This window comes from Micromonospora sp. DT48, assembly GCF_049844495.1.
Classification (GTDB): Bacteria; Actinomycetota; Actinomycetes; order Mycobacteriales; family Micromonosporaceae; genus Micromonospora.
Genome location: NZ_JBNCLE010000007.1, coordinates 196,229 through 222,599, shown reverse-complemented (window position 1 = coordinate 222,599; position 26,371 = coordinate 196,229). Strand labels below are relative to the sequence as shown.

The following is a 26,371-nucleotide window of genomic DNA, read 5'->3' as shown; positions in this document are numbered from 1 at the left end:
GACGAGATCCCGTCCCTGGCCGGACGCCCCAGCGCTCCTGGTTCGATCAGCCCTGGATCTTCTCGATCTGGGCGAGTGCCTTGTCCTTGAGAGAGGCCGGCAGCGGCGCGAAGTCCACGTCCTTGGCCAGGTCCTGGCCCTCGTTGAGCAGGAAGGTGAGGAAGCCCTTGACCAGAGCCGCCTTGTCCGCGTCGGCGTAGGAGGTCTTGACGATGATGAAGGTCGGCGCGGTGATCGGGTAGGCGGTGGCCCCGGCGGCGTTGAGCGGGTTGTAGCTCAGGTCGTCGGCGATCTCGGCACCCTCCAGGCCGGCGGTGGTGCCCTCCAGCGACGGCTCGACGAACTGGCCGTCCTTGTTCTTGATGGCGGCGAACGTCAGGCCGGTGGCCTTGGCGTCGCTCAGGTCGACGTACCCGACGGCGCCGTTGGTCTGCTTGACGATCTGGGCGACACCGGTGTTCTTCTCGCCGCCCTGGGTGTTGGCCGGCCAGGCCACCGTGTCACCGCTGCCCAACTTCCAGGTGCCCGCGGCGGCGGCTTCGAGGTACTTGGTGAAGTTGCTGGTGGTGCCGGAACCGTCCGAACGGTGCGCGACGGTGATCGGGGTGTTGGGCAGTTCGACACCCGGGTTGTCGGCCTTGATGGCCGCGTCGTCCCAGGTCTTGATGTCGGTCTGGAAGATCTTGGCGAGGGTCTCCGGGCTGAGCTGGAGCTTCTCGACGCCCTCAAGGTGGTAGGAAACCGTGATCGGGGCCGCCACCGTCGGGACGTAGAGGAACGAACCGGCGGCCACGCCGTCGGTGTCCTTCACCAGACTGTCCGTGCCGGCGAAGTCCACCAGACCCTCACCGAACTGCTTCTTGCCGGTGCCGGAGCCGGTCGCGTTGTAGGTGACCGTCACATCGGACGCCTCGGCCCTGAAGGCTTCGACGACCTCTTGGTAGTAAGCGTCCGGGAAGCTGGCGCCCGACGCCTTCAACTCGCCGGACAGGTCGGCGTAGGCGCTGTCGCCACCACTGCCGCCCGACTGCGAGCTGTTGTCGTTGCTGCCGCAGCCGGTAAGCGCGAGCGCGGCAAGCGCGACGCCGGCAAGGACGCGCCGCGAAAGCACGTTGCGGTTCACCAGGTAAGCCTCTCTATCGGGGTGCATCAGCCCGTCCGGGCCGTACACGACTCAAGCTAGGAGGCCCAGGTAGCCGGACCCCCGGACCCAGGTGAACGAAACATGAACTTGCCGACTCGACGCCGGCCACCCGGTAACGGGGATGTGACATTGCGGGCCGGGCGTACCGATTGTCCGGATTTTCCCGCCCGGTGCTGGGTGCCCGATCAGAGGCGGATCGTGCCGGTCACCAGGTAGACGACCTGGCGTGCGACGCTCACCGCGTGGTCGGCGTAACGCTCGTAGTACCGGCCGAGCAGAGCGAGGTCGATCGCGGACTCCACCCCGTACGGCCAGCCGGAGACGAGCTGCGACAGCAGGCGTTCCTGGGCGGCGTCGACCTCGTCGTCATCCAGCCCCAGTTGCAGCGCGTCGAGCCGGTCCCGGGTCGCCAGCACGAGCGCGCTCTTGTCCGCGACGCGGGCCGCCGCCTCGGCCAGCGCCGTCATCACCGGCCTCGCCGGCTCCGGGACCACTCCCACCGGATGCCGGCGCAGCGCGACCTTCGCGATGTGCACCGCGAGGTCACCCATCCGTTCCAGCGAACCGGCGACCCGCAGCGCGCAGACCACCAGCCGCAGGTCCGAGGCGACCGGCTGGTGCCGCACCAGCACCTCGGGAATCATCGTCTCCACCTCGGCCCGCCGTGCGTCCAGCACGACGTCGGCGGCGAGGACCGTCTCGGCCGCACCCCGGTCCACCTCCAGCAGCGCGGTGCTGGCCCCTCGGATCGCCGCGCTGGCGTCCCGGCTCATCACCGCCAGTACGCCGGTGAGCCGGGCGAGCTGCTCGTCGAAGCTGTCCCGGCTCATCGCGCGCCCCTCCCGTTCGACCGGGTCACCCGGTCACGGTGGCACCCGGAACCGGCGCCGCAGCCGGCCGACCCTGGACAGCAACCTACCTGCTGCCGGGCCGTGTCACCCCCACCGCCGACCGGGTCCCCGTCGGCCCGCGGCACTCGTAGCCAATCCGACCCGACCGCCAGAACACTGCGGATCGCCAGGTGCCACGACATGACAGGGCGGTGTCCGCAGTTACGCTAGGCATCCGACGCGGGTTCCGGTGCATGGGGGTGTGTACCAGGACAAGTCGTACGGCAACTGGGAGGTCTGGTGGCACACGCACGGCAGGACCCGACGGACACGGAGAGCGTCGACTACACCCAGCGACTGCGACGCCTCAGCGGGGCGCGTTGGAAGCAGGTGCTGGACGTACAGGCGCCCTACCGGTGGAACCTGCGGCGGCTGCGGTTGGGCCGGACCCTCGACGTCGGCTCGGGGCTCGGCCGGAACCTGGTCAACCTCGGCACGGGCGCGGTCGGAGTGGACCACAACCCCACCTCGGTGGCCCACTCCCGGGAACTCGGTCTGGAGGCGTACACCGTCGAGGAGTTCTTCCGCTCCGAGCACGCGCGGCCGAACGCCTTCGACTCGATGCTCGCCGCGCACCTGCTGGAACACATGCCGGCGGAGCAGGCGCGCGAGGTGGTCTCGTCGTACCTGCCGTTCGTCCGCCCCGGCGGCCGGGCGGTGTTCATCACCCCGCAGGAGCGCGGCTACCACAGCGATCCCACGCACGTTCGCTTCGTCGGTTTCGCCGAGGCGGCCGAGACCTGCCGGGAGCTGGGCCTGACCGTGTTGCGTCAGTACTCCTTCCCCTTCCAACGCCTCGCCGGCAAGGTGTTCACCTACAACGAGTTCGTGACCGTCGCCCGACTCCCCTGAGCAGCCCGGATACCGTGGCCCTCATGAGCGAGCGACAGCGAGCGGGTCAGCAGCGCGGCCCGACGGTGCCCCAGACCGCCCCGCGACGAAGCGGAGGCGCGGCATGAGGAACACACGCTGGGTCACCGACACCGGTCCCGGGCACTCACAGTGGTACGTCAACCGCTTCCGCCAGTTGGCCGCCGAAGGAGCCGACCTGGCTGGTGAGGCCCGCCTGCTCGACGCGCTGGTGCCGCCGACCTCCCGGATCCTCGACGCGGGCTGCGGCACCGGCCGGGTCGGTGCCGAGCTGGCCAAGCGGGGGCACACGGTGGTCGGGGTGGACGCCGACCCGGTCCTGATCGACGCGGCCCGCGCCGACCATCCCGCGCCCCGCTGGCTCGTCGCCGACCTGGCCGAACTGGACCTGCCGGCGGCCGGCGAGGAGGAGCCGTTCGACGCGGCGGTGCTGGCCGGCAACGTGATGGCCTTCGTGGCCGCGGGCACCGAAGGTCAGGTGCTCCGCCGGGTGGCCGCCCACCTCCGCCCGGACGGTGTGCTCGCGGTCGGATTCGGCACCGACCGGGGTTATCCGGTCACCGACTTCGACGCCGACGCCGTCGGTGCCGGGTTGCGCCTGGAGCACCGCTTCGCCACCTGGGACCTGCGCCCGTGGCACGACGACGCGGACTTCGTCGTCACCATCCTGCGTCGTCCCGCCTGACCGACGCCGCCCGCCTCGGCGCTGACGGCACGGCCGCCACCCGACGCCTATCGCCGCCGTCGAAAAAGGATCGCGCCAGGTCGTAATCTGTACCGATGCCCCCACACCTCCCGCATCCCGAACCGGGCACACCGGATACGAGGGGGCCACTGAGGTACATCTGGTGGCTGGTCCGCTGCCAACCCCTGCGGGTGTTGCGTGGCGGACTCATCGGCACGGCCTGGATGGTGGGGTTGTCGCTCCGGCCGTACCTCATCGCACGGGCCATCGACGACGGGCTGCGCACCGGCGACTACCGGACGCTGCTGTGGTGGGTGGCCGCCATCGTCGTCGCCGGGATGGGCCTGGCCTATCTGGGCATCATGCGGCACCGGACGATGACGTTCGTCCGGGAGGACGCGTCGGCCCGCACCGCCGCCGTCCTGCTGCGTCACCTGTCCGGCATCGGTGCCGTGCTGCCCCGCCGACTCGCCGCCGGGGAGGTCGCCACCGTCGGCGGCGCCGACATCACCCACACCTCGGCGGTGCTGACGATGACCGGCCCGGGGGTCGGGGCCGTGCTCGCGTACGCGTTCGTCGCCGTGGTCCTCTGGTCGGTCGCTCCGCTCCTGGCGGTGTTCGTGCTGCTCGGTGTGCCGGCGGTGGTGCTGATCGTGGCGCCGCTGCTACGCCGTCTCGAACGGGTCGAGTCGGTCTACCGTCACCAGCAGGGCGTCCTCACCACCCGCGCCGCCGACATCGTCGCCGGGTTGCGGGTGCTGGCCGGGGTCGGTGGCCGGGGACTGTTCGCCCGCCGGTACGCGGACCGCTCCCGGCGGCTGTTGGCCGAGGGCTACCGGGTCGGTGCCGTGAACAGCTGGATCGAGGCGCTGACGATCGCCGTCCCGGGGCTGTTCCTGGCCGCCGTGGTGTGGCTGGCCGCGCGCATGGCCGCCGCCGGTGACATCAGCATCGGGCAGATGGTGGCGGTGTACGGGTACGTGGCGGTGCTCATCGTGCCGGTGTGGTTCCTGCTCGAAGGTGGCCATCAGCTGATCCGGGGTCGGGTCTCCGCCCGCCGCATCGTCGCGCTGCTCAACCTGACCCCGGACGAGGTCGGCCCGACGTCGCCGGGCGACGCGACGCCGACTCGACCCGCACCGGAGCACCCCGCCGACCTGCACGACCCCGACACCGGCCTGACCGTGCCCGCCGGGCGGCTGCTGGCCGTCGCCGCCGACGATCCGGGCGCGGCCGTCGCACTGGCCGACCGCCTCGGGCGGTTCGTGCCCAGCGACGTGACCTGGGGTGGCGTACCGCTGACCGGGGTCGCGCTCGACGAGGTGCGGGCCCGGATCCTCGTCGCCGACCACGACTCCTACATCTTCGCCGGGACGCTGCGCGAGATCCTTCAGGTGGGGGCCGGTGGCAGCGACGCCGACCTGGGCGCGGCTCTGCGTGCAGCCTCGGCGGAGGACGTCGTCGACGCCCACCCGGACGGGCTCGCGATGCCGGTCAGCACCCGGGCCCGGACCCTCTCCGGCGGTCAACGGCAACGCGTACGCCTGGCCCGTGCCCTGCTCGCCGAACCGGAGGTGCTGATCCTCATCGACCCAACGTCGGCCGTGGACGCACACACCGAGGCACGCATCGCGCAGCGACTCCGCGCGGCGCGGGCGGGCCGGACCACTGTGGTGCTGACCAGCTCACCACTGCTGCTCGGTCACGCCGACCAGGTCGCGCACCTGTGCGAGGGCCGGATCGTCTCGGTCGGCAGCCACGGCGAGCTGCTGCACCGTGACCCGGGCTACCGGGCCCTGGTCACCCGGGACGGCGTGGCCGTCGACGTCGACGGGTCGCTGCGGTGAGCGGGCTGCCGGTCGCCGACCGGTCGACCGTCCGCCGCGCCGCACTGGGTCTGCTCGCCGTGGATCGTCGCGCGGTCGCCGTCGTGCTGGTGCTGCACGCTGCCGCCGCGGTCGCCGGGCTCGCCACGCCGTGGCTGCTGGGCAGGATCGTCGACGCGGTCGCGGCCGGTGCCGGTACCGCCTCTCTGGATCGCCTGGCGCTCGCGATCGTCGGATCCGTGCTGGCGCACGGTCTGCTCACCCGATACGCCCAGTACACCGGACACCGGTTCGGCGAGCGTGCCGTCGCCCGGTTGCGCGAGGGTTTCGTCACGCGCACGCTCGACCTGCCCGTCTCCGTCGTCGAGCGGGCCGGCACCGGTGAACTCGCCACCCGCAGTTCGGTGGACGTGGCGACCGTCGGGAGCACCGTCCGGGACGTCGTGCCGGTCATGGTCATCGCCTCGACCCAACTGACGTTGCTGTTCGGTGCGATCTTCCTCCTGCACCCGCTGCTCGGCCTGGTCGCCCTGACCGGCCTGCCGTCGATCGTCGCGGTCACCCGCTGGTATCTACGCCGAGCCCGGCCGGCGTACCTCGCCGAGGGAGCCGCGACAGCCGAACTGACCGAGTCGTTGACCACGACCGCGGAGGGTGCCCGCACCATCGAGGCGCTGCGCCTCGGTGCCGACCGGGTCGCGCACGGCAGGAAGCGCATCCGCCGGGTGTGGGACACCCGCCGGGCGACCCTGGCACTGCGCTCGGTCTTCTTCCCGGTCGTGGAGGCGAGCTACGCGCTGCCCATCGCCGCGGTCCTGCTGTTCGGCGGCGTGCTGCTCGACCGGGACATGGTGACCCTCGGCGAGGTGGTCGCCGCCGCGCTCTACCTCCAGCAGGCGATCGATCCACTGGACCGGCTGCTGCAATGGATGGAGCAGGCCCAACGTGGCCTCGCCTCGTTCGCCCGCGTACTCGGTGTCGGCCAGCAGTCGGCACCCGCCGCCGTCCCGGTCGCCACCGCGACGCCACGACCGCGCGACCCGGCGCCCGCGCGATCCGGCAGCCTCGTCGTGCGCGCGGCCCGCTTCTCGTACGCCGACGGCCACGACGTGCTGCACGGGATCGACCTTTCGGTGCGCCCCGGCGAACGCCTCGCCATCGTCGGCCCGTCCGGGGCGGGGAAGTCCACCCTGGCCAGGCTGCTGGCCGGCATCGACGCGCCACGCGAGGGCGTGGTCAGCCTCGACGGTCAACCGGTGACGGACCTCGACCCGGCCGAGCGCCGTCGCCGGATCGCCCTGGTCACCCAGGAACACCACGTCTTCATCGGTACGCTGCGCGACAACCTCGCCTTCGCCGCGCCCGACGCCTCCGACGAGCAGATGCGCGCGGCGCTGGAGGCCGTGAGCGCCGACTGGGCCACCAACCTGCCCGACGGACTCGACACGCAACTCGGCGACGGTGCCCGCGAACTCGGTCCCGCCGACGCCCAGCAGCTCGCGCTGGCCCGGCTGGTGCTGGCCGACCCGCACATCCTGATCCTCGACGAGGCGACCGCCGCCCTCGATCCGACGACCGCCCGGCGTACCGAACGGGCACTCGCCGCCGTGGTCACCGGGCGTACCGTCATCGCCATCGCACACCGGCTGAACACCGCGCACGACGCCGACCGGGTGGCGGTGCTGGAGGACGGCCGGATCACCGAACTCGGCAGCCACGACGAACTCGTACGCGCCGGTGGCGCCTACGCCGCCCTCTGGCACTCCTGGCACGGCTGACGGCAGTTGGAGACCCAGTGGACACCACAAGCGACCCAGGCAAGAAGCACAGCGCCGAAACCTTCGCCGCCGAACTCAGGCGCCGGATCGCCGCCACCGAAGAAGGCGTTGCGCGTGGCGTCGCGGAGCTGTCCGGGTAACTGCGATCGCGCAGCACGCCAATCCCCGTGCCGCTCCGGGTGCACCTCGGTGCTGGGAACAGCAGCGGATGCACCCGGAGCGCACAACGGTCGGCCCGCAGGCGGTCAGCGGACCACGTCGTAGATCAGCTTCTGGATGCCGTTGGCGTACGACTCACTCTCGACGAGCTTGAGGTTCTGCTTGTCCCGGTCGGTGTCGCTGAACAGCCGCTTGCCCGCGCCGAGCAGAACCGGGAAGACCAGCAGGTGGTAGCGGTCGATCAGATCGGCGTCGGACAGGTTGCGGTTCAGCGTGGCGCTGCCGTGGATGATGATCGGCCCGCCCTCGGTCTGCTTCAGCGCGGCGACGTCGTCCAGCGACCGGAGGATGACCGTCTCCCCCCAGTTGGACACCAGGTCCCGCTCGTCCAGAGTGGTCGACACGACGTACTTCGGCATCGCGTTGTAGCCGGGGAACTCGTCGGTCATCGTCGGCCACACCGGCGCGAACGCTTCGTAGCTGACCCGGCCCAACATCATCGCCGTGGCCTCGTCCTGTTCACGGCCCTTCAGCTCGTAGGCGGCCTCGTCGAACACGATGTCGTTGCAGGTCCAGCCCGAGTTGCGGTAGCCCGGTTCTCCGCCGGGTGCCTCGACGACGCCGTCGAGCGAGACGAACGCGGTGGCGATCAGGGTACGCATGGGTTGCTCCTCGGTCTTGTCTGACGTGCTGTCATCAGTGCGACGAGCGGGAGTCGCCGGAATCGACAACGCGCGCCAGAAAATTTCCTACCACTGCCGGACGGCAGGTCCGCGCACGTCAGGCGGGCGCGGCACGTCGGCGAGCCACGGTCGGGTCGAGCGGCGCACCGGCGGGTACGAGGCTGACCACCCCCGCCGGCAGCCGGACGGGCGGCACGTCGCCGTAGCCGAGCATCCCGGTCACCTCGGGACCGGCGAGCGCGTACCGGCGGCCCAGGTCCGTCACCACGGAGATCGCGCCGCCACCGGCGCCCGGCGTGGCGACCGATTCGACGATCGCACCCCGTCCCGGCTCCACGACCACGTGGTCGGCGCTGGTCGCATCGGTCGGTCGTTCCGACACCGGAGGCAGCGGCGGCAGCTCCCCGCCCAGCCGCAGGTCCACCCGGCCGGTGTCGTCGCCGACCCGCGCGCAGATCGTCGACGAGTCAGACGTGGCCAGCCGGGGCAGCGTGCCCGGCGGCGCGTCGGGCCCGGCGGGGACGAGGTCGGGCAGCTGCGGCAGGGCGGCGAACCGTCCGAGACTGATCCGCTCCGGCTCCCGCTGACCGGTACGGGCCAGCAGCAGACCGGCCTGTAGCTCGGTGATGGCGGCGAGGCCGTCGCGCAGTACCACCGCGTACTGCCGTCCGCCACCGGGGTTGCTCACCACCAGCACGTCACCGACCCGTGCACCGGCGACGCGGGCGGACCGGCGGCCCACGCCGGGCGGGTCCAGCGGGGCCAGGTCGGTGCCCGCCGGCACGGCGTTGAGCAGCGCGGCGGCGACCGGCACGGACCGGGAGCGGGTGATCGCGAGCGCCGCCAGCACCCGGTCGGCGTCCCGGATCAGGTGGCGTCGCTGCTGCCAGAGCAGGTGCAGCCGCCCGCCGGGGTCACGCAGCAGCAGGGCATCGCGGCCCAGCGGCCGACCGCCGGAGTCGCTGGTGCCCACCAGCAGCACCGACCGGGTCGCCGAGGCGTGCTCGGTCGGGGAGACCGAGCAGACCGTCCACGGTGCGGTGGTGAGCCCGGCCGCCGCGGGCAGCGAGTCGGGGGCGTCGCGGATGCCCAGCGGCAGGCCCCGGGGCACCCCGTCGATCGACCGGCGGGACACCAGGACGGTCTTCGGCCGCTGGACGCCGATGATGAGCAGCGCCGAGGCGTAGTTGAGCACCGGATGGAGCTTGTCCTCCCGGTAGACGAACCGGGCGCCGGACTCCCGCTCCACGATCACCGCACCCGGGTCGCGCCAGGTCGCGCCGTCGCCGGTGACCAGGCCGTACAGGGCGGTGCCACCGAGCCCGATGGACGCCACCAGCAGACCGGCCAACCCGGCTCCGGCGAGCCGACGCAACGGCGACCGCGCCGGATCGGGATCCCGCGTCACCAGGGCGGCCACCGTCCGTTGGACGGTGAACTGGTACGAGTGCAGCTGGTCCTGCCGCGACGCCATCGTGTCCCCTCCGGCGAGACGATCGGGGCACAGGATATGCGCTGCGTCGATGTTCCGAGGACCGTGCGTCACATCAGGGCCGATCGGTGGCCGCCGGGTAGCATCCCGGCGGTGAGCCTGCGCTTCGAGGAACTGGCCTGGCGGCCGACACCCATCGGCGAGATCAGCCTGCGTCGGCGTCGCGAGCCACGGCTCGACCTGGACGTGTACGAGGTCAAGCTCGACGACGAGTTCCTGATGTCGAGTCTGTTCACCGTCGGCGAGGTCGAGTTGGCCCGATCGGCGTTGGCGGCGCTGACCGGTGACCGCCTCGACGTCGTCGTCGGTGGCCTGGGCCTCGGCTACACCGCCCGTACCGCCCTGTCAGACGACCGGGTCGCCTCCCTGCTCGTGGTGGAGGCGATCGAGGACGTGATCGACTGGCACCGGCGTGGCCTGCTGCCCTTCGCCGCCGGGCTGGCCACCGACCCGCGTACCCGGATGGTGCGGGCGGACTTCTTCGCCCGGGTGGCCGGTCCCGACGGTCTCGACCCCGACGACCCCGGACGTCGCTTCCACGCGGTGCTGCTCGACGTCGACCACTCGCCCCGGCACCCGCTGCACCCGAGCCACGCCGCCTTCTACCAGCCCCACGGACTGCGCCGGCTGGCCCGGCTGCTGCTCCCGGGCGGGGTGTTCGCCCTCTGGTCGGACGACCCACCGGATCCGGACTTCGAAGCCGTCCTCGCCGCCGTGTTCCCCACCTGGCACAGCCGGGTGGTGCGGTTCGCCAACCCGCTGACCGGCGGCGAGTCGACCAACACCGTCTACCTGGGGCAGCTTCCGGCCTGAGCCGGGCAGACGCCACCGGTCGGCATGAACCCGCCCGATCCGGGTACGCATCTCGGCACCTGCGCCCGGATCGGCCGGGCAGCCGGTGGGAGGTGGAGATGCGTGCCCTGCTCTGGGTCGTGGCCGTGGTCGCCGGGGTGCTGGTCCTGCTCGGCCTGCTCCTCGAAGCGGTCCGCTGGCTGATCATCATCGGCGTCATAGCGCTCGCCGCAGTGATCATCCTGTCTTTCGTCAAGGGCCGCCAGTCCGCCCACAACTATCCCAACCGCCGCTGAGACCGACCCCGGCCCTGGGACCGACCCCGGCCCGCCCAGCCGAGCAGGCCGGTGCCGGGCCTGGGGGGCCGGGCGGGCCGGTGCCGGCGGTCAGGCGGCGACGAGGGCCCGGGTCGGACGGTCGCCGGAGTCGTCGATCGGGGTGGCCGGGGCCGTCGGCTGGCGGCGGTTCGGCAGCGCCAGCCGGAAGACCTTCTTCCAGGCGGAGAAGACCTGCCGGGGCAGCGAGCCGGTGGTGTACTTCAGCCCGTACCGCTTGAACAGCGCCTGCACCTCCGGCGCGATCTCCTGGTAGCGGTTGCTCGGCAGATCCGGGAAGAGGTGGTGCTCGATCTGGAACGACAGGTTCCCGGTCATGATGTGCATCAGTTTGCTGCCGCTGATGTTGGCCGAGCCGAGCATCTGCCGCACGTACCACTCCCCCCGGGTCTCACCCTCGATGGAGGTCTTCTCGAAGGTCTCCACCCCCTCCGGGAAGTGCCCGCACATGATCACCGAGTGGCTCCACAGGTTGCGGATCAGGTTCGCGGTGAAGTTGGCGGCCAGGGTGTGCAGGAAAGACGGGCCGGACAGCAGCGGGAACAGCAGGTAGTCCTTGAGGAACTGGCGGCGGATCTTCCGGCCGACCGCGCGCAGTCGGGTGCGGAACTCCGGGTCCTTGAGCCCACCGTTCTTCAGCCGGTCGCCCAGTTCGAGGTCGTACGCGGCGATGCCGTACTCGAAGAAGCAGGCGTTGAGGAAGTTGTAGAACGGCTGGCCCAGGTGCGCCGGGTGCCAGGGCTGGTCCTCGTCGACGCGCATGATGCCGTAGCCGAGGTCGTTGTCCTTGCCGACCACGTTGGTGTAGCGGTGGTGCAGCTCGTTGTGCGACTGCTTCCACTGGTCGGCCGGGGCGACGTGGTCCCATTCCCAGCTGGTCGAGTGGATCTTCGGGTCGCGCATCCAGTCCCACTGCCCGTGCAGGACGTTGTGCCCGATCTCCATGTTCTCCAGGATCTTCGCCACCGACAGCCCGGCGGTGCCGACGATCCAGGCCGGCGGGAACAGCGAGAACAACAGCACCACCCGGCTGCCGATCTCCAGCTTCCGCTGCGTCGAGATGACCTTGCGGATGTACGCGGCGTCCCGTTCGCCCCGGGAGGCGATGACCCGTTCGCGGATGGCGTCGAGCTCCCGGCCGAGGTTCTCGATGTCCTCGGCGGTGAGGTGGGCGATCGGGTTGTCGGCCTTCTTCTGGATCACGGTCATCGGTGGTTCTCCGATCAGATTTCGAGTTCACACGGGCCGGCGGCGGCTGACACACAGGTCTGCACGCGTACGCCGTCACCCGGCAGGGCGGTGGTCAGTTGGCCGTTGCGCAGGTCGCGGACCGCGCCCTGGCGCAGCGGCAGCACGCACCCGAAGCAGATGCCCATCCGGCAGCCCGACGGCATGAGCACCCCGGCGTTCTCGCCGGCGTCGAGCAGCGGGGTGCCTCCGTCGGCGTCCACGGTCACCGACGAGCGGGTGAAGGTGACGGTCCCGCCGTCACCCGCGGTGATCACGGTGGGTCGGAAGCGTTCGGTGTGCAGCCGCGCGGCGTGGCCGCGAGCCGACCAGTGCTCCTCCACCGCGTCGAGCAGCCCGAGCGGGCCACAGGCCCAGGTCTCGCGCGCCAGGTGGTCGGGGACGAGGGTGTCGAGTTCGGCGACGTCCAGCAGGCCCTCGGCCTCGGTGTGCCGCTCGACGAGGCGGATCGCGCCACGGTCGGCGAGGTCACGCAGCTCAGCGCCGAAGACCACGTCGGCGGCGGTGGGCGCGGAGTGCACCACCACCACGTCGCTGTCGGCCAGCGCACCGGAGCGCAGCATCCCGGCCACCGGGGTGATGCCGCTGCCGGCGGTGAGGAAGAGGACCCGCGACGGGGCCCGCTGCGGCAGCACGAAGTCGCCGCGTGCCTGGTCGAGCTGCACGATCGTGCCCGGCTTGATCCGCCGGACCAGGTGGTTGCTGACCACGCCGTCGGGAATCGCCTTCACCGTCACCGTGATCGGGTCGGTACGCCGACCGGGGGCTGAGGTGACCGAGTAGGCCCGCCACTGGCGGACCCCGTCGACGTCGACGCCGAGCCGGACGTACTGGCCGGGGACGTGTCCGCGCCAACTGCGGCCGGGCTGGATCCGCAGGGTCGCCGCGTCGGGGGTCTCCGGGTGCACGGCGACGATCCGGCCGCGCAGCTCGGCACCGGCGCGTAGCGGGGCGACCAGGTCGAGGTAGTCGCTGGGCAGGACCGGCGTGGTCACCGTCTCGGCGAGCCGCCACAGGCGGCGTCGTAGAGATCGTGTCGTGCCCGGTCGCGGGACGGTGGCGGTCATAACTCGATGGTCGCCGCAGGCTGGCATAAAATCTTGGCCGGTGAAGGTAAAGCGATCCATCCCTTTTGTGCGGGGAGAACAACCGTGGCGGAACCAGCCGGAACGACCAGAAGGGCGGCTCGCATCGCGCTGGACCAACGGGTGGCGCGTGAGCTGCGCGACCGGCTGCCGCTGGTCGCCGCGCAAACCGTCACCGCGATCACCGCCGAGGTGCCAAGCTACTCCGGCACTTTGACCGGGCAGATGCGGGACAAGATCGAGGGCGCGGTGCAGATCGCCCTGGGTACCTTCCTGCAACTGCTCGAACGATCCCAGTCCGCCGACCACGCACCGGCCAGCGACCCGAGCACCCCGCTGGCCCCGGCGCTGGAGGCCGCGTACGCCCTGGGCAGCGGCGAGGCCCGGTCTGGCCGCAGCGTGGACGCGCTGCTGGCGGCGTACCGGGTGGGTGCCCGGGTCTCCTGGCGGGAGTTGGCCGCCGCCACGGTGGCGACCGGCCTGCCCGCCGCCACCGTCGCCGAGTTCGCCGAGTTGATGTTCGCGTACATCGACGAACTCTCCGCCGCCAGCGTCGCCGGGCACGCCGACGAGCTGGCCAGCGTGGGTCGGGCCCAACGGCGCAACCTGGAACGCCTCACCCAGCAGTTGCTCGCCGGAGAGGCGGAGGAGGTGCTGCTGCGCAGCGCCGATCGGGCCGACTGGCCGGTGCCCGAGACCCTCACCGTGGCGCTGTTGCCGCAGGAGAAGCTGCGCGGGGCACTGGCCCTGCTGGACGAGCACACCCTGGAGAGCAGCGAGGAACTGCCGACCGGCGAGCCCGGCGAGGAGACCGCTGTGCTGCTCGTGCCGGACATGCACGGCGACCGTCGCCGACAGCTCGTCCGGGTGCTGCACGGGCGCCGCGCGGTGCTGGGCCCCTCCCGGCCCTGGGCTCGGGTCTGCTCGTCGTACCAGCGGGTGCTGCGGGTCGTCGCGCTGGGTATCCCCCAGCCCACCGACGGCGAACCCCTGGACACCGAGGCGCACCTGGCCGAGCTGCTGCTCAGCGCCGACGTCGAGGCGCTCGCCGATCTACGCGCCCGGGTCCTGCAACCGCTCGCCGCGCTGCCCGCCGCCACCGCCGATCGGCTCACCGAGACGCTGCGGTCGTGGCTGCTGCACCAGGGCCGACGGGACGACATCGCCGCCGACCTCTTCGTCCATCCGCAGACCGTGCGTTACCGGATGGGCCAGCTGCGCCAGCTCTACGGCGACCGCCTCACCGATCCGCGCAGTCTGCTCGACCTGACGGTCGCGCTCGCGTTCCCGGCCGGTGGCGCACTGGCCGGGTAGCCGCCCCGACACCGTCGGTCACTCGGAGACCACCGGGCCCAGCAGGCGGATCTCCTCGACGTCCAGTCTGGCCTGCAACTCCCACAGGACAGCGTCGTCGATCTCCCGCCGGTTCCGCATCCGGGTGACCTCGCGTCGCTTGTGCTCGAGGGCCGCCAGGCGTAGCTGACGTTCGACCTCCCGGGCGTCGAGCGAGTCCTGCTCCGGCTCGGACTGCACCGCGTTGAGGTGGTTCGTGTACTCGGCCCGGAGCCGCTGCACCGCCTCCTCCTCCGCACCCACCCGCTCGGCCAGATCGGGCAGGGCGTCGAGGGTGGCCTGGGTGGCCGCCACCTGTGCCCGTCGCACCTCCGAGACCTGTTCCGGGTCACCGCCCAACCCGGCCCACCGGAGCAGAAGGGGCAGGGTGGTGCCCTGCACGAGCATGATCACCAGGATCACCGCGGCGACGGCGAAGATGATCAGGTCCCGTTCCGGCACCCGTTCACCGTCGATGGTCAACGGCACGGCGAGCGCCGCCGCCAAGGAGACCGCACCCCGGAAGCCGGCCCAGCCGGCGACCGTACGCACCCGCCAGCTGACCTGACGGTCCACCCTCGACCGCCGCCAGTCCACCAGCCGGGCCACGGCGGCGATCAGGTGCAGCCAGAGCATCCGAACCAGCACCAGCACCACGGCCACCACCAGCGCGATGGTGACGGCCCGGCCGAGGGAGACGCTGGTGACACTCCGCACCGCCCGAGGAATCTGCATGCCCACCAGCACGAAGAGGGCGCCGTTGATGAGGAAGGTGGTCAGGTCCCAGAACGACAGCGCGAGTATCCGGGAACGTGCCCGGACCACCCGAGGACTGGCGTAGGCGAGCATCAGACCGGCGACCACCACCGCCAACACACCGCTCTCGTGGATGCTGTCGGCGAGGAAGAAAGCGGTGAACGGGGTGAGCACGCTCAGCGCGCCCTCCCGCAGCGGGTCGTCGAGGCGCTTGCGGATCAGGATCACCACCGTGCCGACCAGCACGCCGACCGCGATGCCCCCGAGGAACGACAGGCCGATCCGTTCGACGAGTTCGACGGCGTTCGGTGCGGCACCCCCACCGAGCAGGCCGAGCGCGACGGCGAACAGCACCAGGGCGGTGCCGTCGTTGACCAGGCTCTCCGCGCGCAAGGTGGTCAGCAGGCGGCGCGGCATCCGCTTGGCCAGCCCGGCCACCGCTGCGGCGTCGGTCGGCGCGAGCACCGCACCGAGCACCCAGGCCACCGCCGGGTCGATGTCGAACCGCTGGAGGACCAGCGACACCGCGACCATCGTGACCCCGACCAGACCGACGGCCAGCAGCGCGATGACGATGATGTTCGCCCTGATCTCCCGCAGGCTGATGACCAGGCTCTCCCGGTACAGGATCGCGGGCAGGAACACCACGAGCACCAGGTCGGGTGCGAGCATCACCTCCGAGAACGGGGGCAGCAGCGCCACCAGGGCACCGATGCAGATGAGCAGCACCGGCGGCGCCACCCGGTACCGGCCGCCGATGGTGGTGCCGACCAGCACGATGACGCCCAACGTGATGACCAGCAGCAGCTCACGCACCTCGTCCCCGTTCGTCGTCCCCCACATCGTGGTACGCCGACGGGCCGCCCCGGGCCGATTCGGCACAGGGCCGGACGTTCTGGACGTGCGTAGTGTTCAGCGACCGGGCGTCGCGCCCAGGTCCTCCTCGATGCGCTTGGCGGTGACCAGCAACGGCGGCAGCAACTCCCTGCGGACCATCTCGAAGGAGCCACGGCTGGCGTGGGCGGAGACGTTGACCGCCGCCACCACCGCGCCGTTGTCGCCGTGGATCGGCGCGGCCAGCGACCGCAGTCCCTCCTCCAACTCCTGGTCGACGAGGGCGTACCCCTGGGTGGCGATCTTCGTCAGGATGGCGCGGAGTTTGGCCGGGTCGGTCACGGTGCGCCGGGTCAACGGCCGCAGCCGCGCGGTGGCGAGATAGCGGTCCAGCCACTCGGCCGGCTGCGCGGCGAGCAGCACCCGGCCCATCGACGTGGCGTACGCGGGGAACCGGGTGCCGACGCTGATCCCCACCGTCATGATCCGCTTGGTGGGCACCCGGGCGACGTAGACGACCTCGTCGCCGTCGAGGACCGACACGGAGCAGGACTCGTGCACCTGCGCGACCAGCGCCTCCATGTGTGGTCGGGCCACCTCGGGCAGCCCCAGGCTGGACAGGTAGGCGTAGCCGAGGTCGAGGATGCGCGGACGCAGGGAGAACAGCCGCCCGTCGGTGCGTACGTAGCCGAGTTCGACCAGGGTGAGCAGGAAACGGCGGGCGGCGGCCCGGGTCAGGCCGGTGCTACGGGCCACGTCGCTGAGGGTGAGGCGCGGGTGCTCGGCGTCGAAGGCCCGGATCACCGCGAGCCCCCGCTCCAACGACTGGACGAACTCCCCCGAGCGGGCCGTTGCCTCGTCGGTCACTGGGCCTCCTGCCGCAGAGTCTGCTGGGCCACCTTGAACGCCCGGTTCGCCGCCGGCACACCAGCGTAGACGGCCACCTGGAGCAGCACCTCGCCGATCTCGTCGGGGGTCAGGCCGTTGCGCAGGGCGGCGCGTACGTGCATGGCCAGCTCCTCGTCGTGGTGCAGGGTGGCCAACACGGCGAGGGTGATGCAGCTGCGGGTACGGCGGTCCAACCCCTCCCGGGTCCAGATCTCCCCCCACGCGTAGCGGGTGATCAGATCCTGGAAGTCGGCGGTGAACTCGTCGGTGCCGGCGACCGCCCGGTCGACGTGCGCGTCACCGAGCACCTGCCGGCGTACCGCCATGCCGGCCTCGTAGCGCTGCTGGTCGGTCATGTGCTCACCGCGCCTGTCGGATCGAGATGGTCGACGAGTAGCCGGGTGACGGTCTCGGGCTGCTCGACGTTGGCCAGGTGCGCCGCGTCGTCGATCACGACCAGGCGGGCCGACGGGATCCGCTCGGCGATGGCGACCGCCTGCTCCGGCGGGGTCGCCGGATCGTCGGCGGCGGCGATCACCAGTGTCGGGACGCGTACGGCGGCCAGGTCCGCGCGCAGGTCCATCGCGGCGATCGCCTCACAGCAACCGGCGTACCCGGCGGCGGGGGTGCTGAGCAGCAGGTCCCGGTGGGCGGCGACCACGTCCGGATGGGCGGCGGCGAAGTCGGCGGTGAACCAGCGCTGCACGATCGCGTCGGCGATGGTGTGCAGCCGTCCGGCCCGCACGGTCGCGGCCCGCGCCCGCCAGCCGTCGGCCGGTCCGAGCGAGGCGGAGGTGCACAGCAGGGCGAGGCGGTCGATCCGCTCGGGAGCGTGCGCGGCCAGCCACATGCCGACCATGCCGCCGAGGGAGAGCCCGGCGTAGTGGACGCGGGCGATGCCCAGGTCGTCCAGCAGCCGCAGCACCTTCCGGCCGAGCAGGTCGATGGTGTACGCCCCGAGCGGCACCGCCGAACCGCCGTGGCCGAGGTGGTCGTAGCGGACCAGGCGGTACCGCTCGGCCAGCGCCGCCACCTGTGGTTGCCACATCGCGCCGGTGGTGCCGAGGGAACTGCCGAGCAGCAGCACCGGGGCGTCCGGCGGGCCGTCCACGGTGGCGTGCAATCCGCTGGTCACGACGACTCCCGGTGCAGGTCGAGGGCGCGGTCGACGAGGTGCCCGGCGCTGCCGAGCCAACCGGCCGGGTCGAGTGCGGCGTCGACGTCCGCCGCCGACAGGTGGGCGCGCAGTTCCCCGTCGGCCAGCAGCGCCGCCCGGAAGTCGGGCTCGGCGGCGGCGCGGCGCACCAGGTCGTGGGCGGCGACCCGACCCAGGGCCGGAGCGAGTCGCGCGGCGACCGCCTCGGCGAGCAGCAGGCCGCCGGTGGCGTCCAGGTTGGCCCGCATCCGCTGCGGACGTACGTCGAGGTCGGTGAGCATCCGCGCGGTACGGGCCGCGGCCCCACCGGCGAGGCGCACCAGGTCGAGCAGGGGTTCCCACTCGGCGTGCCAGCCGCCGGTGGCCCGCTCGTGTTCCTGACCGGCGGCGGTGTACAACGTGCCGACGAGCCCGGGACCGCGCCGGGCGGCGGCGGTGACCAGCACCGAGTCCACCGGGTTGCGTTTGTGCGGCATCGCCGAGGAGCCACCGCGCCCGTCGCCGCCCTCGGCCACCTCACCGACCTCGGTCTGCGCGAGCAGGCCCACGTCGAGCGCGACCTTCCCGGTGGCGGCGAGCAACCCGCCGAGCGCCGAGGCCAGGTCCAGCAGCGGCTGGCGGCGGGTGTGCCAGGGCAGCGGACTCGCCGCCAGGCCCAGGTGCGCGGCGTAGCGTTCGACCACCGCCGGTCCGGCCGAGGCGTACGCGGCGAGGGTGCCCACCGCCCCGCCGAGCTGTGCCGGCATGGCACCGACCGCGCGGGTCAGCCGGGCCTGCGCGTCGACCAGGCCGACCAGCCAGCCGGCCGCCTTGAGCCCGAAGGTGGTCGGTGCGGCCTGCTGGCCGAGGGTGCGGGCGACCATCAGGGTGTCGCGGTGGGTCCGGGCCAGTCGGGCGGCGGCGTCGGCCGCGTCGGCGACGTGTCGTCCCAGTGGCCCGGCGGCACGGACCACCACCAGCGACAGGGCGGTGTCGAGGATGTCCTGGCTGGTGGCGCCGTAGTGCACCCACGGTCGGGCCGGTTCGGCGACCGCCGCGGTCAGCTCCCGCACCAGCGGGACCACGGGGTTGCCGGCGGCCTCCGCGGCAGCGCCGAGGGCGGCCGGATCGTACCGCTCGACGCGGCACTGCCCGACGATCTCGTCGGCCGCCGGGGCGGGCACCGGCCCGGCCTCGGCACCGGCGCGGGCCAGCGCGGCCTCCGCGTCCAGCAGCGCCCGCAGCAGGGCGTGGTCGCCGAGCTCCGCGTCGACGTCAGGTGTGCCGGAGAGCCCGCGCAGCAGTGCCTCAGACGGCGAAGAAGACGGTCTCATGCTCTCCCTGAAGGCGGATGTCGAAGCGGAACCCGTCCGTGTCCGGGCTGGCCAGCAGCGTGTCACGACGCCGTGGGTCGACCGTACTCAGCACCGGGTCGGTGGCGTTGGCGACCTCGTCGGGAAAGTAGACCCGGGTGACCAGGCGGTGCAGCAGCCCTCGGCCGAACACCGACAGGGTCAGGTGCGGCGCCTCGGTGTCGCCGTCGAAGGTGGGCAGCGGCCCCGGCTTGACGGTGTGCAACGCGTACCGGCCCTCGCTGTCGGTCGCCGCCCGCCCGAAGCCCCGGAACCCGGGAATCGTCGACCGCCGCGCCCCGCGCGGATCGTCGGGATGGTCGAAGCGGCCGTCCGGGTCGGCCTGCCAGCTCTCCACCATCGCGTCGGCCACGGCGGCACCGGTGCCGTCGACGATCCGTCCGCGCAGCCAGAACGCCCCAGGCGTGCCCTCCGGCACCACGTACGCCCCGTCGGCCCAGGTCAGGCCGATGTGCAGGTACGGCCCGACGGTCTGGGCGGGCGTGACGCCCAGCGACTCACTCATCGTCGTCCTCGTCCTCGAACACGGTGGCCTCCCGGCCCCGCAACACGATGTCGAACTCGTAGGCCAGCGCCCACTCCGGGCGGGTGGTGGTGTGGTCGTAGCGGGCCACCATCCGCTGCCTGGCCCGCTCGTCGCGGACCGAATTGAAGATCGGGTCCTGGAAGAACAGCGGGTCGCCCGGGAAGTACATCTGGGTCACCAGCCGTTGGGTGAACGCCCGACCGAAGAGGGAGAAGTGGATGTGCGCCGGTCGCCAGGCGTTGTCGTGGTTGCGCCACGGGTACGCCCCGGGCTGCACGGTGACGAAGTGGTAGCGGCCGTCGGCGTCGGTCAGCGCACGCCCGACGCCGGTGAAGTTCGGGTCCAGCGGCGCCGGCCAGGTGTCGGCGGCGTGCCGGTACCGCCCGGCGGCGTTGGCCTGCCAGATCTCGACGAGGGTGTGCGGCACGGCCCGGCCGTCGCCGTCGAGGACCCGGCCGTGCACGATGATCCGTTGCCCGAGGGGCTCGCCGTCGTGCTGGCGGGTCAGGTCGTGGTCCAACTCGCCGATGCGGCCCTCGCCGAGCAGCGGGCCGGTGATCTCGGTGAGCCGCTGTGGCAGGTACGTCAACGGCTGCCGCGGTGCCCGCGCCACGGTGGACCGGTAGCCGGGGCTGAGCAGTGGTGGGTGGGCGTCGACGTCGTCGCGCCGGTAGCTCGGCAGGATCAGTCTCCGGTCGGCGTCCTGGGTCACGGCCGCTCCTCCCCTTCAGTCGCTCCGAGTATCCGCCGCCCGTTCACGCGGGCGTCCGCATGGTCGCTTCGAGGGCGCGCAGCACGGTGAGTTCCTCGGCGGTGGGCGGTTCACCGGTGCTCAGGTCGTCGGCCACCGCCAGCGGCCAGCCGGTGGCGTCGTGCACCTGTTCCACCGTGACGCCCGGATGCAGCCGGGTCAGGGTGAGTTCACGGCTGACCGGGTCGGCCTCGAGGACGCCGAGGTCGGTGATGACGGTGCGAGGTCCGCCGCCGCGCAGTCCGAGCCGGGCCCGGTCGTCGGGGCCGGAGCCGTAGCCGACCGAGGTCACGAAGTCGACGCGTTCGGTGAAGGTACGTCGGCTCTGCCGGACGATCACCACCACCTCACCGCAGGAGGCGGCGATCTCGGGAGCGCCACCGGCACCGGGCAGCCGCACCTTCGGACCGGTGTAGTCGCCACCGATGACCGTGGTGTTGATGTTGCCGTAGCGGTCCAGCTGCGCGGCTCCGAGGAAGCCGACGTCGATGCGCCCGGGTTGCAGCCAGTAGTTGAACACCTCGGGTACCGGGACCACGGCGTCGGCGGTATCGGCGAGGACACCGTCACCGATGGACAGCGGCAGCCGGTCCGGCTTGGCCCCGAGACAACCGGACTCGTAGATCAGCACCAGGTTGGGGGCGTGGGTGGCCCGGGCCAGGTTGGCCGCGGTGCTGGGCAGGCCGATCCCGACGAAGCAGGCGGTGCCGTCGAGTAGTTGTCGGGCGGCGGCCACCGTCATCATCTCGTCCGCCGTGTACTGCTCGCTCATGCCCGCCCTCCATCGCGCTCCGGGGTCCGCACGTGCGTGGCGATCCAGTCCTGGAACGTGTCACGGTCCCGGCTGATCTTGTCCCAGGCCACGTAGAAGGCGTTGTCGCGCACCGAGTAGCCGTGCGCGTACGAGGGATGGGCCCCGCCGGGTACGTGCGCCACCGCGCTGACCGCCCAGCCGGGCAGCACGACCTGACCGGCCACCGGGGTCAACTCGTCGACGATCTCCTCGACGGTGACCAGTGACCGGCGGGCGGCCAGCACCGCCTCCTTCTGCACGCCGGTGATGCCCCACATCTGCACGTTGCCCGCGCGGTCGGCGCGCTGGGCGTGCACCACGGTCACGTCGGGGTTCAGCGCGGGTACCGCGGTCAGGGTCTCCCCGGTGAACGGGCAGTCGATGCTGCGGATGTTGGTGGTGTGCCGGGGCAGGTCGGTGCCGGTGTAGCCGCGCAACACGGCGAACGGCAGGCCGGAGGCCCCGGCCACGTAGCGGTTGGCCATCCCGGCGTGGCTGTGCTCCTCCAACTCCAGCGGGGCCGGCCAGGCGTTCTGCACCGCGTCGCGGAAGCGGTGCAGCGATCCCACGCCGGGGTTGCCACCCCAGGAGAAGACCAGGCGGCGGGCGCAGCCGGCACCGATGAGCTGGTCGTAGATGACGTCGGGCGTCATCCGCACCAGGGTCAGGTCGCGCCGCCCCTGCCGGATGATCTCGTGTCCGGCAGCGAACGGGATCAGGTGGGTGAACCCCTCCAGCGCCACCGTGTCGCCGTCCCGGACCAGCTCCGCGACCCCTTCGGCCAGCGAGACGAGCTTCGCCATGTGCCTCCCTGCCTCCTGTGTCGAGCACCCGCCGAGATGTGTTCGCTATGCGGACTCACGTACTTATCTCGAACGTAATCCGCCACAGCGGCGTTCGTCAACGCGTAGAGGTCGGGCGGACGCCCCCCTTCGACGGATCGCGGGAAATGTCGCCGCGAGCCGTTGACGCGAGCCGAGTCCCCGTGCAAATGTCCTAGATGAGAACGCCTGTTCGTCTACCGAACACGCGTCGCGCACGCTCGGTCCCCGGCCGCCGCGCACCGTCGTACGCGAGCACCGCGCCGGCCGTCCCGTCCGCGACGTGAGGAGGAGCACCCATGCCCGACCCCGGTCCGCGCCGCGCCCGGCACGTCGACGACCCCCGCTGAGCAGCGCGGACATGGCGGGCAGGACGGGAACTCCCGGGGCCTCGGTGACCTCGCGGGTGCTGGCCGTGCTGGGCGCGTTCGACGCCACCCACCCCGCGTTGACCCTCAGCGACATCGCCCGGCGCAGCGGACTACCGCTGGCCACCACGCACCGGCTGGTCGCCGAGCTGGTGGCCGGTCGGGCGTTGGCCCGCGCCGCCGACGGCAGGTACACCATCGGCGTACGACTGTGGGAGGCCGGGCTGCTCTCGCCGCTGCACACCCGGCTGCGTGAGGTGGCACTGCCCTACCTTCAGGAGCTGTACACCGCCGTGCGCGAGAACGTGCACCTCGCCGTCCGCGACGGCGACGAGGCGCTGTACGTGGAGAAGGTCACCGGGCACCGGTCCGTGCCGACCATCTCCCGGGCCGGTGGACGACTGCCGCTGCACGCCACCGGCGTCGGCAAGGCGCTGCTCGCGTACGCCCCGCCGGAGGTGCTCGCCGCGCACCTGCGCCGGCCGTTGCGCCGCTGCACCGCGTACACGATCACCGAGCCTGGCCGCCTGGCCCGCGAGCTGGCCACGGTACGCGAACGCGGCTGGGCGCGGACCCACGAGGAGATGACCCTCGGCTCCTGCTCGGTCGCCGTCCCGGTGCGCGACGCCACCGGGGCCGTGCTGGCCGCGATCGGCGTGGTCGGGCACAGCCTCGGCACCACGCCGCGCCAGCTGGTGCCGGCGCTGCTGACCGCGGCCGACCGGATCGCCGCCCGGCTGGCCGATACCCCGCCGGTCGCCGACACCGCCTGACCCTCCCGAGCCGGGCTTCCACTGGGTGGAAACCGGCAGCGGCGGCCCGGGGCCGCAACGGGCAGGCTGGCGACCGGGCGACAATGTCGCCCCCACCCACCATCGGCGACGAGGAGGCACGGATGCGTACCCAGGTCGGCATCGTCGGAGCGGGACCGGCCGGTCTCATGCTGTCGCACCTGCTGCACCGGCACGGGATCGACTCGGTGGTCGTCGAGAGCCGCAGCCGGGAGTACGTGGAGCACCGGCTGCGCGCGGGCGTGCTCGAACAGGGCTCGGTCGACCTGCTGCGGGAGACCGGGCTGGGGGCGCGTCTGGACCGGGAGGGCATGCGGCACGAGGGCATCGAGCTGCGCTTCGACGGCGAGTCGCACCGGGTGCCGATGACCGAGCTGACCGGCCGGGCGATCACCGTGTACGGCCAGCAGGAAGTGGTCAAGGACATGATCGCCGCACGGCTGGCGGCGGGCGGGACGATCCTGTTCGAGGCACCGGCCGAGCGCCTGTCCGGGCTGGACTCCGCTCCGGTGATCCACTTCAGTCGGCAGGGTCGCCGCGAGGAACTGCACTGTGACTTCGTGGTCGGCTGCGACGGCTACCACGGGGTGAGCCGCCCGACCGTGCCCGACGGGGTGCTGACCACCTACGAGCGCACCTACCCGTTCGCCTGGCTGGGCGTCCTCGCCGCCGCCCCGCCCGCGGTGGAGGAGCTGATCTACGCCCACCACGAGCGCGGCTTCGCCCTCTACAGCATGCGCTCGCCCCAGATCTCCCGGCTCTACCTCCAGGTCCCGGCCGACGAGGACATCGCCGACTGGCCGGACGAGCGGATCTGGGCCGAGCTGCGTACCCGGTTGGAGACGGTGCCGAACTGGACGCTCAACGAGGGTCCGGTGCTGGAGAAGTCGATCACTCCGCTGCGCAGCCTGGTGGTCGAGCCGATGCAGTGGCAACGGCTCTACCTGGCCGGCGACGCGGTGCACATCGTGCCGCCGACCGGCGCCAAGGGGATGAACCTGGCGCTGGCGGACGTCAAGCTGCTCGGTGCCGCCTTCGCCGCCTGGTACGCCGACGGCAGCACGCACCTGCTGGACGACTACTCGCGTACGGCGCTGCGGCGGGTGTGGCGGGCGCAGCAGTTCTCCTGGTGGATGACCTCGATGCTGCACCGGCTCAACGCCGACGACCCGTACGAGGCGAAGCTCCAGTCGTCGACCCTGCGCTACGTCACCACCTCCCGGGCGTACGCGACGAGCCTCGCCGAGAACTACGTCGGCCTACCCGAGGTGTGACCGTCCCGTTCCGCAGACCTTGGACGATTCCCGTTCGGCGCTAACCGGAATTGTCCAAGGTCTCGGTGTCTCCGGGGTTCGGTCGCCAACCGGCGGCCAGGAGTGCGCGTCGGACGGTGTCGGCCACCTGCTCGGGGTGCGCCCGCACCAGCCAGGCGGGAAACCGCAGGATCCGGTCGCCGGCCGTCCACACGTCGTTCTGTCGCCGCATGTCCGCCGCCCACTGGCGTACGTCCATGTGGTGTGCGCCGTCGATCTCCGCGTGCACTCCCCACTCCCGCCAGTACGCGTCCAGCCAGCGCGTCCGGCCCGCCGCGTCGGTGCGTCGTTGTTGCAGGTCGGGCCGGGGCAGACCGGCCCGGCGACAGAGCCGGACGAAGTCGATCTCACTCAGCGCCTGCGCCCCGCCGGCGATGTCGTCGACGGTCTGCCGGATCAACCGCCGTCGGGGCGCGCGAGGCAGCACCTCCAGCACCGCCGCCAACTCCTGCGGCGACACCCGCCGCTGCTGGCACCCGGCGGCGAGCATCTCCTGCGCCACCCGTGGCGAGGACGCCCACCCGGCGGCGTCGACCAGCGCTCGCGCGGTGGTGGTCCGGGGCGGGGGGCCGACCTGGAGATGTGCGGCGGGCAGGACCGACGTGCGGTGCAGCACGACAGCGGCCATGTCGATCGGCAACCTGCGCAGCGTCGTCCGACCGGGCCGCCGGGCCGCCGGCACGAGCACGTGCAGGGGCTCGGGCCGCAGGCCGCGTACTCCGGCCTCGGCGGCTGCCGTGGCACCCGCGAGGACGGCACCCGCACCGGCGACGAGGACCGCCACCCACAACTGCTGATCGCGGGTCAGTCGCCCGTTGCCCGCCAGCAGCAGACCGCGACTGATCGAGCGCCACCGCCCGGAGCGGACCAGCCCGCGTACGGTGCCGTCGGTCAGCACGGTGCGGGCCTGCGCGCTGGTGAGCACGCCGGCCTGTTCGAAGGCCAGCCACTCCAGCGCCCCGGCCGCGTCATCGGGAACCATCCGTCGACTGTGGGCGGCGACCACCGGCCACACCACCAGATCATGGACAGTTGTCGTTACGCGCTAACGGCAACTGTCCAAGAATGTGCGACCTTCAGGGCTCAGAGCAGCTTTGGGCTCCGGCGTTCGAGCAGGACGACGTCGCGCCAGCGGCCGTGGTGCCGGCCCACCCGCTCGCGGGTGCCGATCACCCGGAAACCGGCCCGCCGATGCAGAGCGAGGCTGGCGGTGTTCTCCGGGAACACCCCGGACTGGATGGTCCAGATGCCTGCCGCCTCGGTCGACTCGATCAGCGCGTCGAGCAGCAGCCGGGCCACCCCCCGGCCCTGGGCGGCCGGGTCGACGTAGACGGAATGCTCCACCACCCCGGCGTAGACCGTGCGGGTGGAGGTCGGCGACACGGCGATCCAACCGACGACCGTCCCGGCTGCGTCCACCGCCACCAGACGGTGCGCCGCCAGCCGACCGGCGTCGAAGTCGGCCCACGACGGCGCGACGGTCTCGAAGCTGGCGTTCCCGCTGTCCAGCCCCGCCTGGTAGATCTCCAGCACCCGGTCGGCGTCGTCGGCCGTCATCGGCCGCAGCCGCACATCCGCCACCAGACGACTCCGTTCCCTCACCACCGGGACCGGGTGCACCCGGCGTTGCCCATCATGACACCAGCGGCCCCGGGAGCGGGGCTGGCGGGAGGCGCGCGAAGCGCCGCCGGTGGGCGTGGGTA

At 72.2% G+C, this 26,371-nt stretch carries 27 protein-coding genes; 10 read left to right on the top strand and 17 right to left on the bottom strand.

The features are described 5' to 3' along the window. Positions 1 to 46 precede the first annotated feature (46 nt). Both pstS and phoU read right to left on the bottom strand, forming a co-directional pair. Complete coding sequence (gene pstS, locus ACLQ2S_RS09055) at positions 47 to 1,123, bottom strand: phosphate ABC transporter substrate-binding protein PstS (RefSeq protein ID WP_425701499.1); 1,077 nt, start codon at positions 1,121 to 1,123, stop codon at positions 47 to 49. 206 nt (positions 1,124 to 1,329) lie between these two features. Beyond that, a complete protein-coding gene (gene phoU, locus ACLQ2S_RS09050) occupies positions 1,330 to 1,974 on the bottom strand; it encodes a phosphate signaling complex protein PhoU (protein ID WP_425701498.1) in 645 nt (214 codons plus the stop codon). Between the two features lie 300 nt (positions 1,975 to 2,274). Here phoU and ACLQ2S_RS09045 point away from each other — a divergent pair, with 300 nt between their 5' ends. The 5 genes from ACLQ2S_RS09045 to ACLQ2S_RS09025 all read left to right on the top strand — a co-directional run bounded on the left by ACLQ2S_RS09045 (position 2,275) and on the right by ACLQ2S_RS09025 (position 7,333). After that, positions 2,275 to 2,886: a class I SAM-dependent methyltransferase gene (locus ACLQ2S_RS09045; protein WP_425701497.1), complete on the top strand. Its 612-nt coding sequence runs from the start codon at positions 2,275 to 2,277 to the stop codon at positions 2,884 to 2,886. Between the two features lie 103 nt (positions 2,887 to 2,989). Continuing rightward, positions 2,990 to 3,589, top strand: a complete 600-nt coding sequence (locus ACLQ2S_RS09040) for a class I SAM-dependent methyltransferase (RefSeq protein WP_155216441.1) — start codon at positions 2,990 to 2,992, stop codon at positions 3,587 to 3,589. Between the two features lie 95 nt (positions 3,590 to 3,684). Next, entirely contained in the window at positions 3,685 to 5,436 is a 1,752-nt protein-coding gene (locus tag ACLQ2S_RS09035) for an ABC transporter ATP-binding protein (protein ID WP_155216443.1), read from the top strand. Beyond that, the gene (locus ACLQ2S_RS09030) at positions 5,433 to 7,193 is read left to right on the top strand and encodes an ABC transporter ATP-binding protein (protein WP_309222985.1); all 1,761 of its coding nucleotides are present in this window, start codon (positions 5,433 to 5,435) and stop codon (positions 7,191 to 7,193) included. The genes ACLQ2S_RS09035 and ACLQ2S_RS09030 overlap by 4 nt, the downstream gene beginning before the upstream one ends. Before the next feature lie 17 nt (positions 7,194 to 7,210). Beyond that, positions 7,211 to 7,333: a hypothetical protein gene (locus ACLQ2S_RS09025; protein ID WP_425701496.1), complete on the top strand. Its 123-nt coding sequence runs from the start codon at positions 7,211 to 7,213 to the stop codon at positions 7,331 to 7,333. A gap of 105 nt (positions 7,334 to 7,438) precedes the next feature. On the opposite strand, the gene ACLQ2S_RS09020 is transcribed toward ACLQ2S_RS09025, so the two are convergent. Then, positions 7,439 to 8,014 (bottom strand): dihydrofolate reductase family protein, encoded by a 576-nt coding sequence (locus tag ACLQ2S_RS09020; RefSeq protein WP_425701495.1) that lies wholly within the window; start codon positions 8,012 to 8,014, stop codon positions 7,439 to 7,441. A gap of 118 nt (positions 8,015 to 8,132) precedes the next feature. Continuing rightward, positions 8,133 to 9,509 carry a type VII secretion protein EccB gene (gene eccB, locus ACLQ2S_RS09015; RefSeq protein WP_155216447.1) on the bottom strand — a complete coding sequence of 459 codons (1,377 nt, stop codon included), beginning with the start codon at positions 9,507 to 9,509 and terminating at the stop codon, positions 8,133 to 8,135. A 111-nt stretch (positions 9,510 to 9,620) separates the two neighbouring features. Here eccB and ACLQ2S_RS09010 point away from each other — a divergent pair, with 111 nt between their 5' ends. Both ACLQ2S_RS09010 and ACLQ2S_RS09005 read left to right on the top strand, forming a co-directional pair. Next, a complete protein-coding gene (locus ACLQ2S_RS09010; protein WP_425701494.1) occupies positions 9,621 to 10,340 on the top strand; it encodes a spermidine synthase in 720 nt (239 codons plus the stop codon). A 98-nt stretch (positions 10,341 to 10,438) separates the two neighbouring features. Next, on the top strand, positions 10,439 to 10,615 hold the full coding sequence (locus tag ACLQ2S_RS09005) for a hypothetical protein (protein ID WP_196222498.1): 177 nt from the start codon (positions 10,439 to 10,441) through the stop codon (positions 10,613 to 10,615). Positions 10,616 to 10,705: 90 nt separating this feature from the next. Here the strand turns inward: ACLQ2S_RS09005 and ACLQ2S_RS09000 are convergent, their stop codons facing one another. Further along, positions 10,706 to 11,863, bottom strand: coding sequence for a fatty acid desaturase family protein (locus ACLQ2S_RS09000; RefSeq protein ID WP_155216449.1), 1,158 nt, complete (start codon positions 11,861 to 11,863; stop codon positions 10,706 to 10,708). 14 nt (positions 11,864 to 11,877) lie between these two features. Beyond that, the gene (locus ACLQ2S_RS08995; RefSeq protein WP_425701493.1) at positions 11,878 to 12,969 is read right to left on the bottom strand and encodes a ferredoxin reductase; all 1,092 of its coding nucleotides are present in this window, start codon (positions 12,967 to 12,969) and stop codon (positions 11,878 to 11,880) included. A gap of 84 nt (positions 12,970 to 13,053) precedes the next feature. On the opposite strand from ACLQ2S_RS08995, the gene ACLQ2S_RS08990 reads away from it, so the two are divergent. Then, entirely contained in the window at positions 13,054 to 14,301 is a 1,248-nt protein-coding gene (locus ACLQ2S_RS08990) for a PucR family transcriptional regulator (RefSeq protein WP_425701492.1), read from the top strand. A gap of 18 nt (positions 14,302 to 14,319) precedes the next feature. Here the strand turns inward: ACLQ2S_RS08990 and ACLQ2S_RS08985 are convergent, their stop codons facing one another. From ACLQ2S_RS08985 to ACLQ2S_RS08945, 9 genes are read right to left on the bottom strand one after another with little or no spacing between them, the layout of a single operon-like run. Further along, a complete protein-coding gene (locus tag ACLQ2S_RS08985) occupies positions 14,320 to 15,957 on the bottom strand; it encodes a Na+/H+ antiporter (RefSeq protein ID WP_425701491.1) in 1,638 nt (545 codons plus the stop codon). A gap of 30 nt (positions 15,958 to 15,987) precedes the next feature. Next, positions 15,988 to 16,776 carry an IclR family transcriptional regulator domain-containing protein gene (locus ACLQ2S_RS08980; RefSeq protein ID WP_309222989.1) on the bottom strand — a complete coding sequence of 263 codons (789 nt, stop codon included), beginning with the start codon at positions 16,774 to 16,776 and terminating at the stop codon, positions 15,988 to 15,990. Continuing rightward, positions 16,773 to 17,153: a 4-carboxymuconolactone decarboxylase gene (gene pcaC, locus ACLQ2S_RS08975; protein WP_155216455.1), complete on the bottom strand. Its 381-nt coding sequence runs from the start codon at positions 17,151 to 17,153 to the stop codon at positions 16,773 to 16,775. Before pcaC ends, ACLQ2S_RS08980 begins: the two co-directional genes overlap by 4 nt. Beyond that, positions 17,150 to 17,932 carry a 3-oxoadipate enol-lactonase gene (gene pcaD, locus ACLQ2S_RS08970; RefSeq protein WP_425701490.1) on the bottom strand — a complete coding sequence of 261 codons (783 nt, stop codon included), beginning with the start codon at positions 17,930 to 17,932 and terminating at the stop codon, positions 17,150 to 17,152. Before pcaD ends, pcaC begins: the two co-directional genes overlap by 4 nt. Next, a complete protein-coding gene (pcaB, locus tag ACLQ2S_RS08965; RefSeq protein ID WP_425701489.1) occupies positions 17,929 to 19,266 on the bottom strand; it encodes a 3-carboxy-cis,cis-muconate cycloisomerase in 1,338 nt (445 codons plus the stop codon). The genes pcaD and pcaB overlap by 4 nt, the downstream gene beginning before the upstream one ends. Then, positions 19,241 to 19,810 (bottom strand): protocatechuate 3,4-dioxygenase subunit alpha, encoded by a 570-nt coding sequence (gene pcaG / locus ACLQ2S_RS08960; protein WP_425701488.1) that lies wholly within the window; start codon positions 19,808 to 19,810, stop codon positions 19,241 to 19,243. The genes pcaB and pcaG overlap by 26 nt, the downstream gene beginning before the upstream one ends. After that, positions 19,803 to 20,543 carry a protocatechuate 3,4-dioxygenase subunit beta gene (gene pcaH, locus ACLQ2S_RS08955; RefSeq protein WP_309222991.1) on the bottom strand — a complete coding sequence of 247 codons (741 nt, stop codon included), beginning with the start codon at positions 20,541 to 20,543 and terminating at the stop codon, positions 19,803 to 19,805. The genes pcaG and pcaH overlap by 8 nt, the downstream gene beginning before the upstream one ends. A gap of 43 nt (positions 20,544 to 20,586) precedes the next feature. Next, the gene (locus ACLQ2S_RS08950; RefSeq protein WP_425701487.1) at positions 20,587 to 21,354 is read right to left on the bottom strand and encodes a CoA-transferase subunit beta; all 768 of its coding nucleotides are present in this window, start codon (positions 21,352 to 21,354) and stop codon (positions 20,587 to 20,589) included. Then, entirely contained in the window at positions 21,351 to 22,178 is an 828-nt protein-coding gene (locus ACLQ2S_RS08945; protein ID WP_155216463.1) for a CoA transferase subunit A, read from the bottom strand. The genes ACLQ2S_RS08950 and ACLQ2S_RS08945 overlap by 4 nt, the downstream gene beginning before the upstream one ends. 379 nt (positions 22,179 to 22,557) lie before the next feature. Between ACLQ2S_RS08945 and ACLQ2S_RS08940 the strand changes: the two genes are divergently transcribed. Then, positions 22,558 to 23,337 (top strand): IclR family transcriptional regulator, encoded by a 780-nt coding sequence (locus tag ACLQ2S_RS08940; RefSeq protein ID WP_155216465.1) that lies wholly within the window; start codon positions 22,558 to 22,560, stop codon positions 23,335 to 23,337. Between the two features lie 122 nt (positions 23,338 to 23,459). After that, a complete protein-coding gene (locus ACLQ2S_RS08935; protein ID WP_155216467.1) occupies positions 23,460 to 24,629 on the top strand; it encodes a 4-hydroxybenzoate 3-monooxygenase in 1,170 nt (389 codons plus the stop codon). A 40-nt stretch (positions 24,630 to 24,669) separates the two neighbouring features. Here the strand turns inward: ACLQ2S_RS08935 and ACLQ2S_RS08930 are convergent, their stop codons facing one another. Beyond that, positions 24,670 to 25,650, bottom strand: coding sequence for a hypothetical protein (locus tag ACLQ2S_RS08930; protein ID WP_425701486.1), 981 nt, complete (start codon positions 25,648 to 25,650; stop codon positions 24,670 to 24,672). A 101-nt stretch (positions 25,651 to 25,751) separates the two neighbouring features. Then, a complete protein-coding gene (locus ACLQ2S_RS08925; protein ID WP_309223054.1) occupies positions 25,752 to 26,249 on the bottom strand; it encodes a GNAT family N-acetyltransferase in 498 nt (165 codons plus the stop codon). Between the last annotated feature and the right edge of the window lie 122 nt (positions 26,250 to 26,371).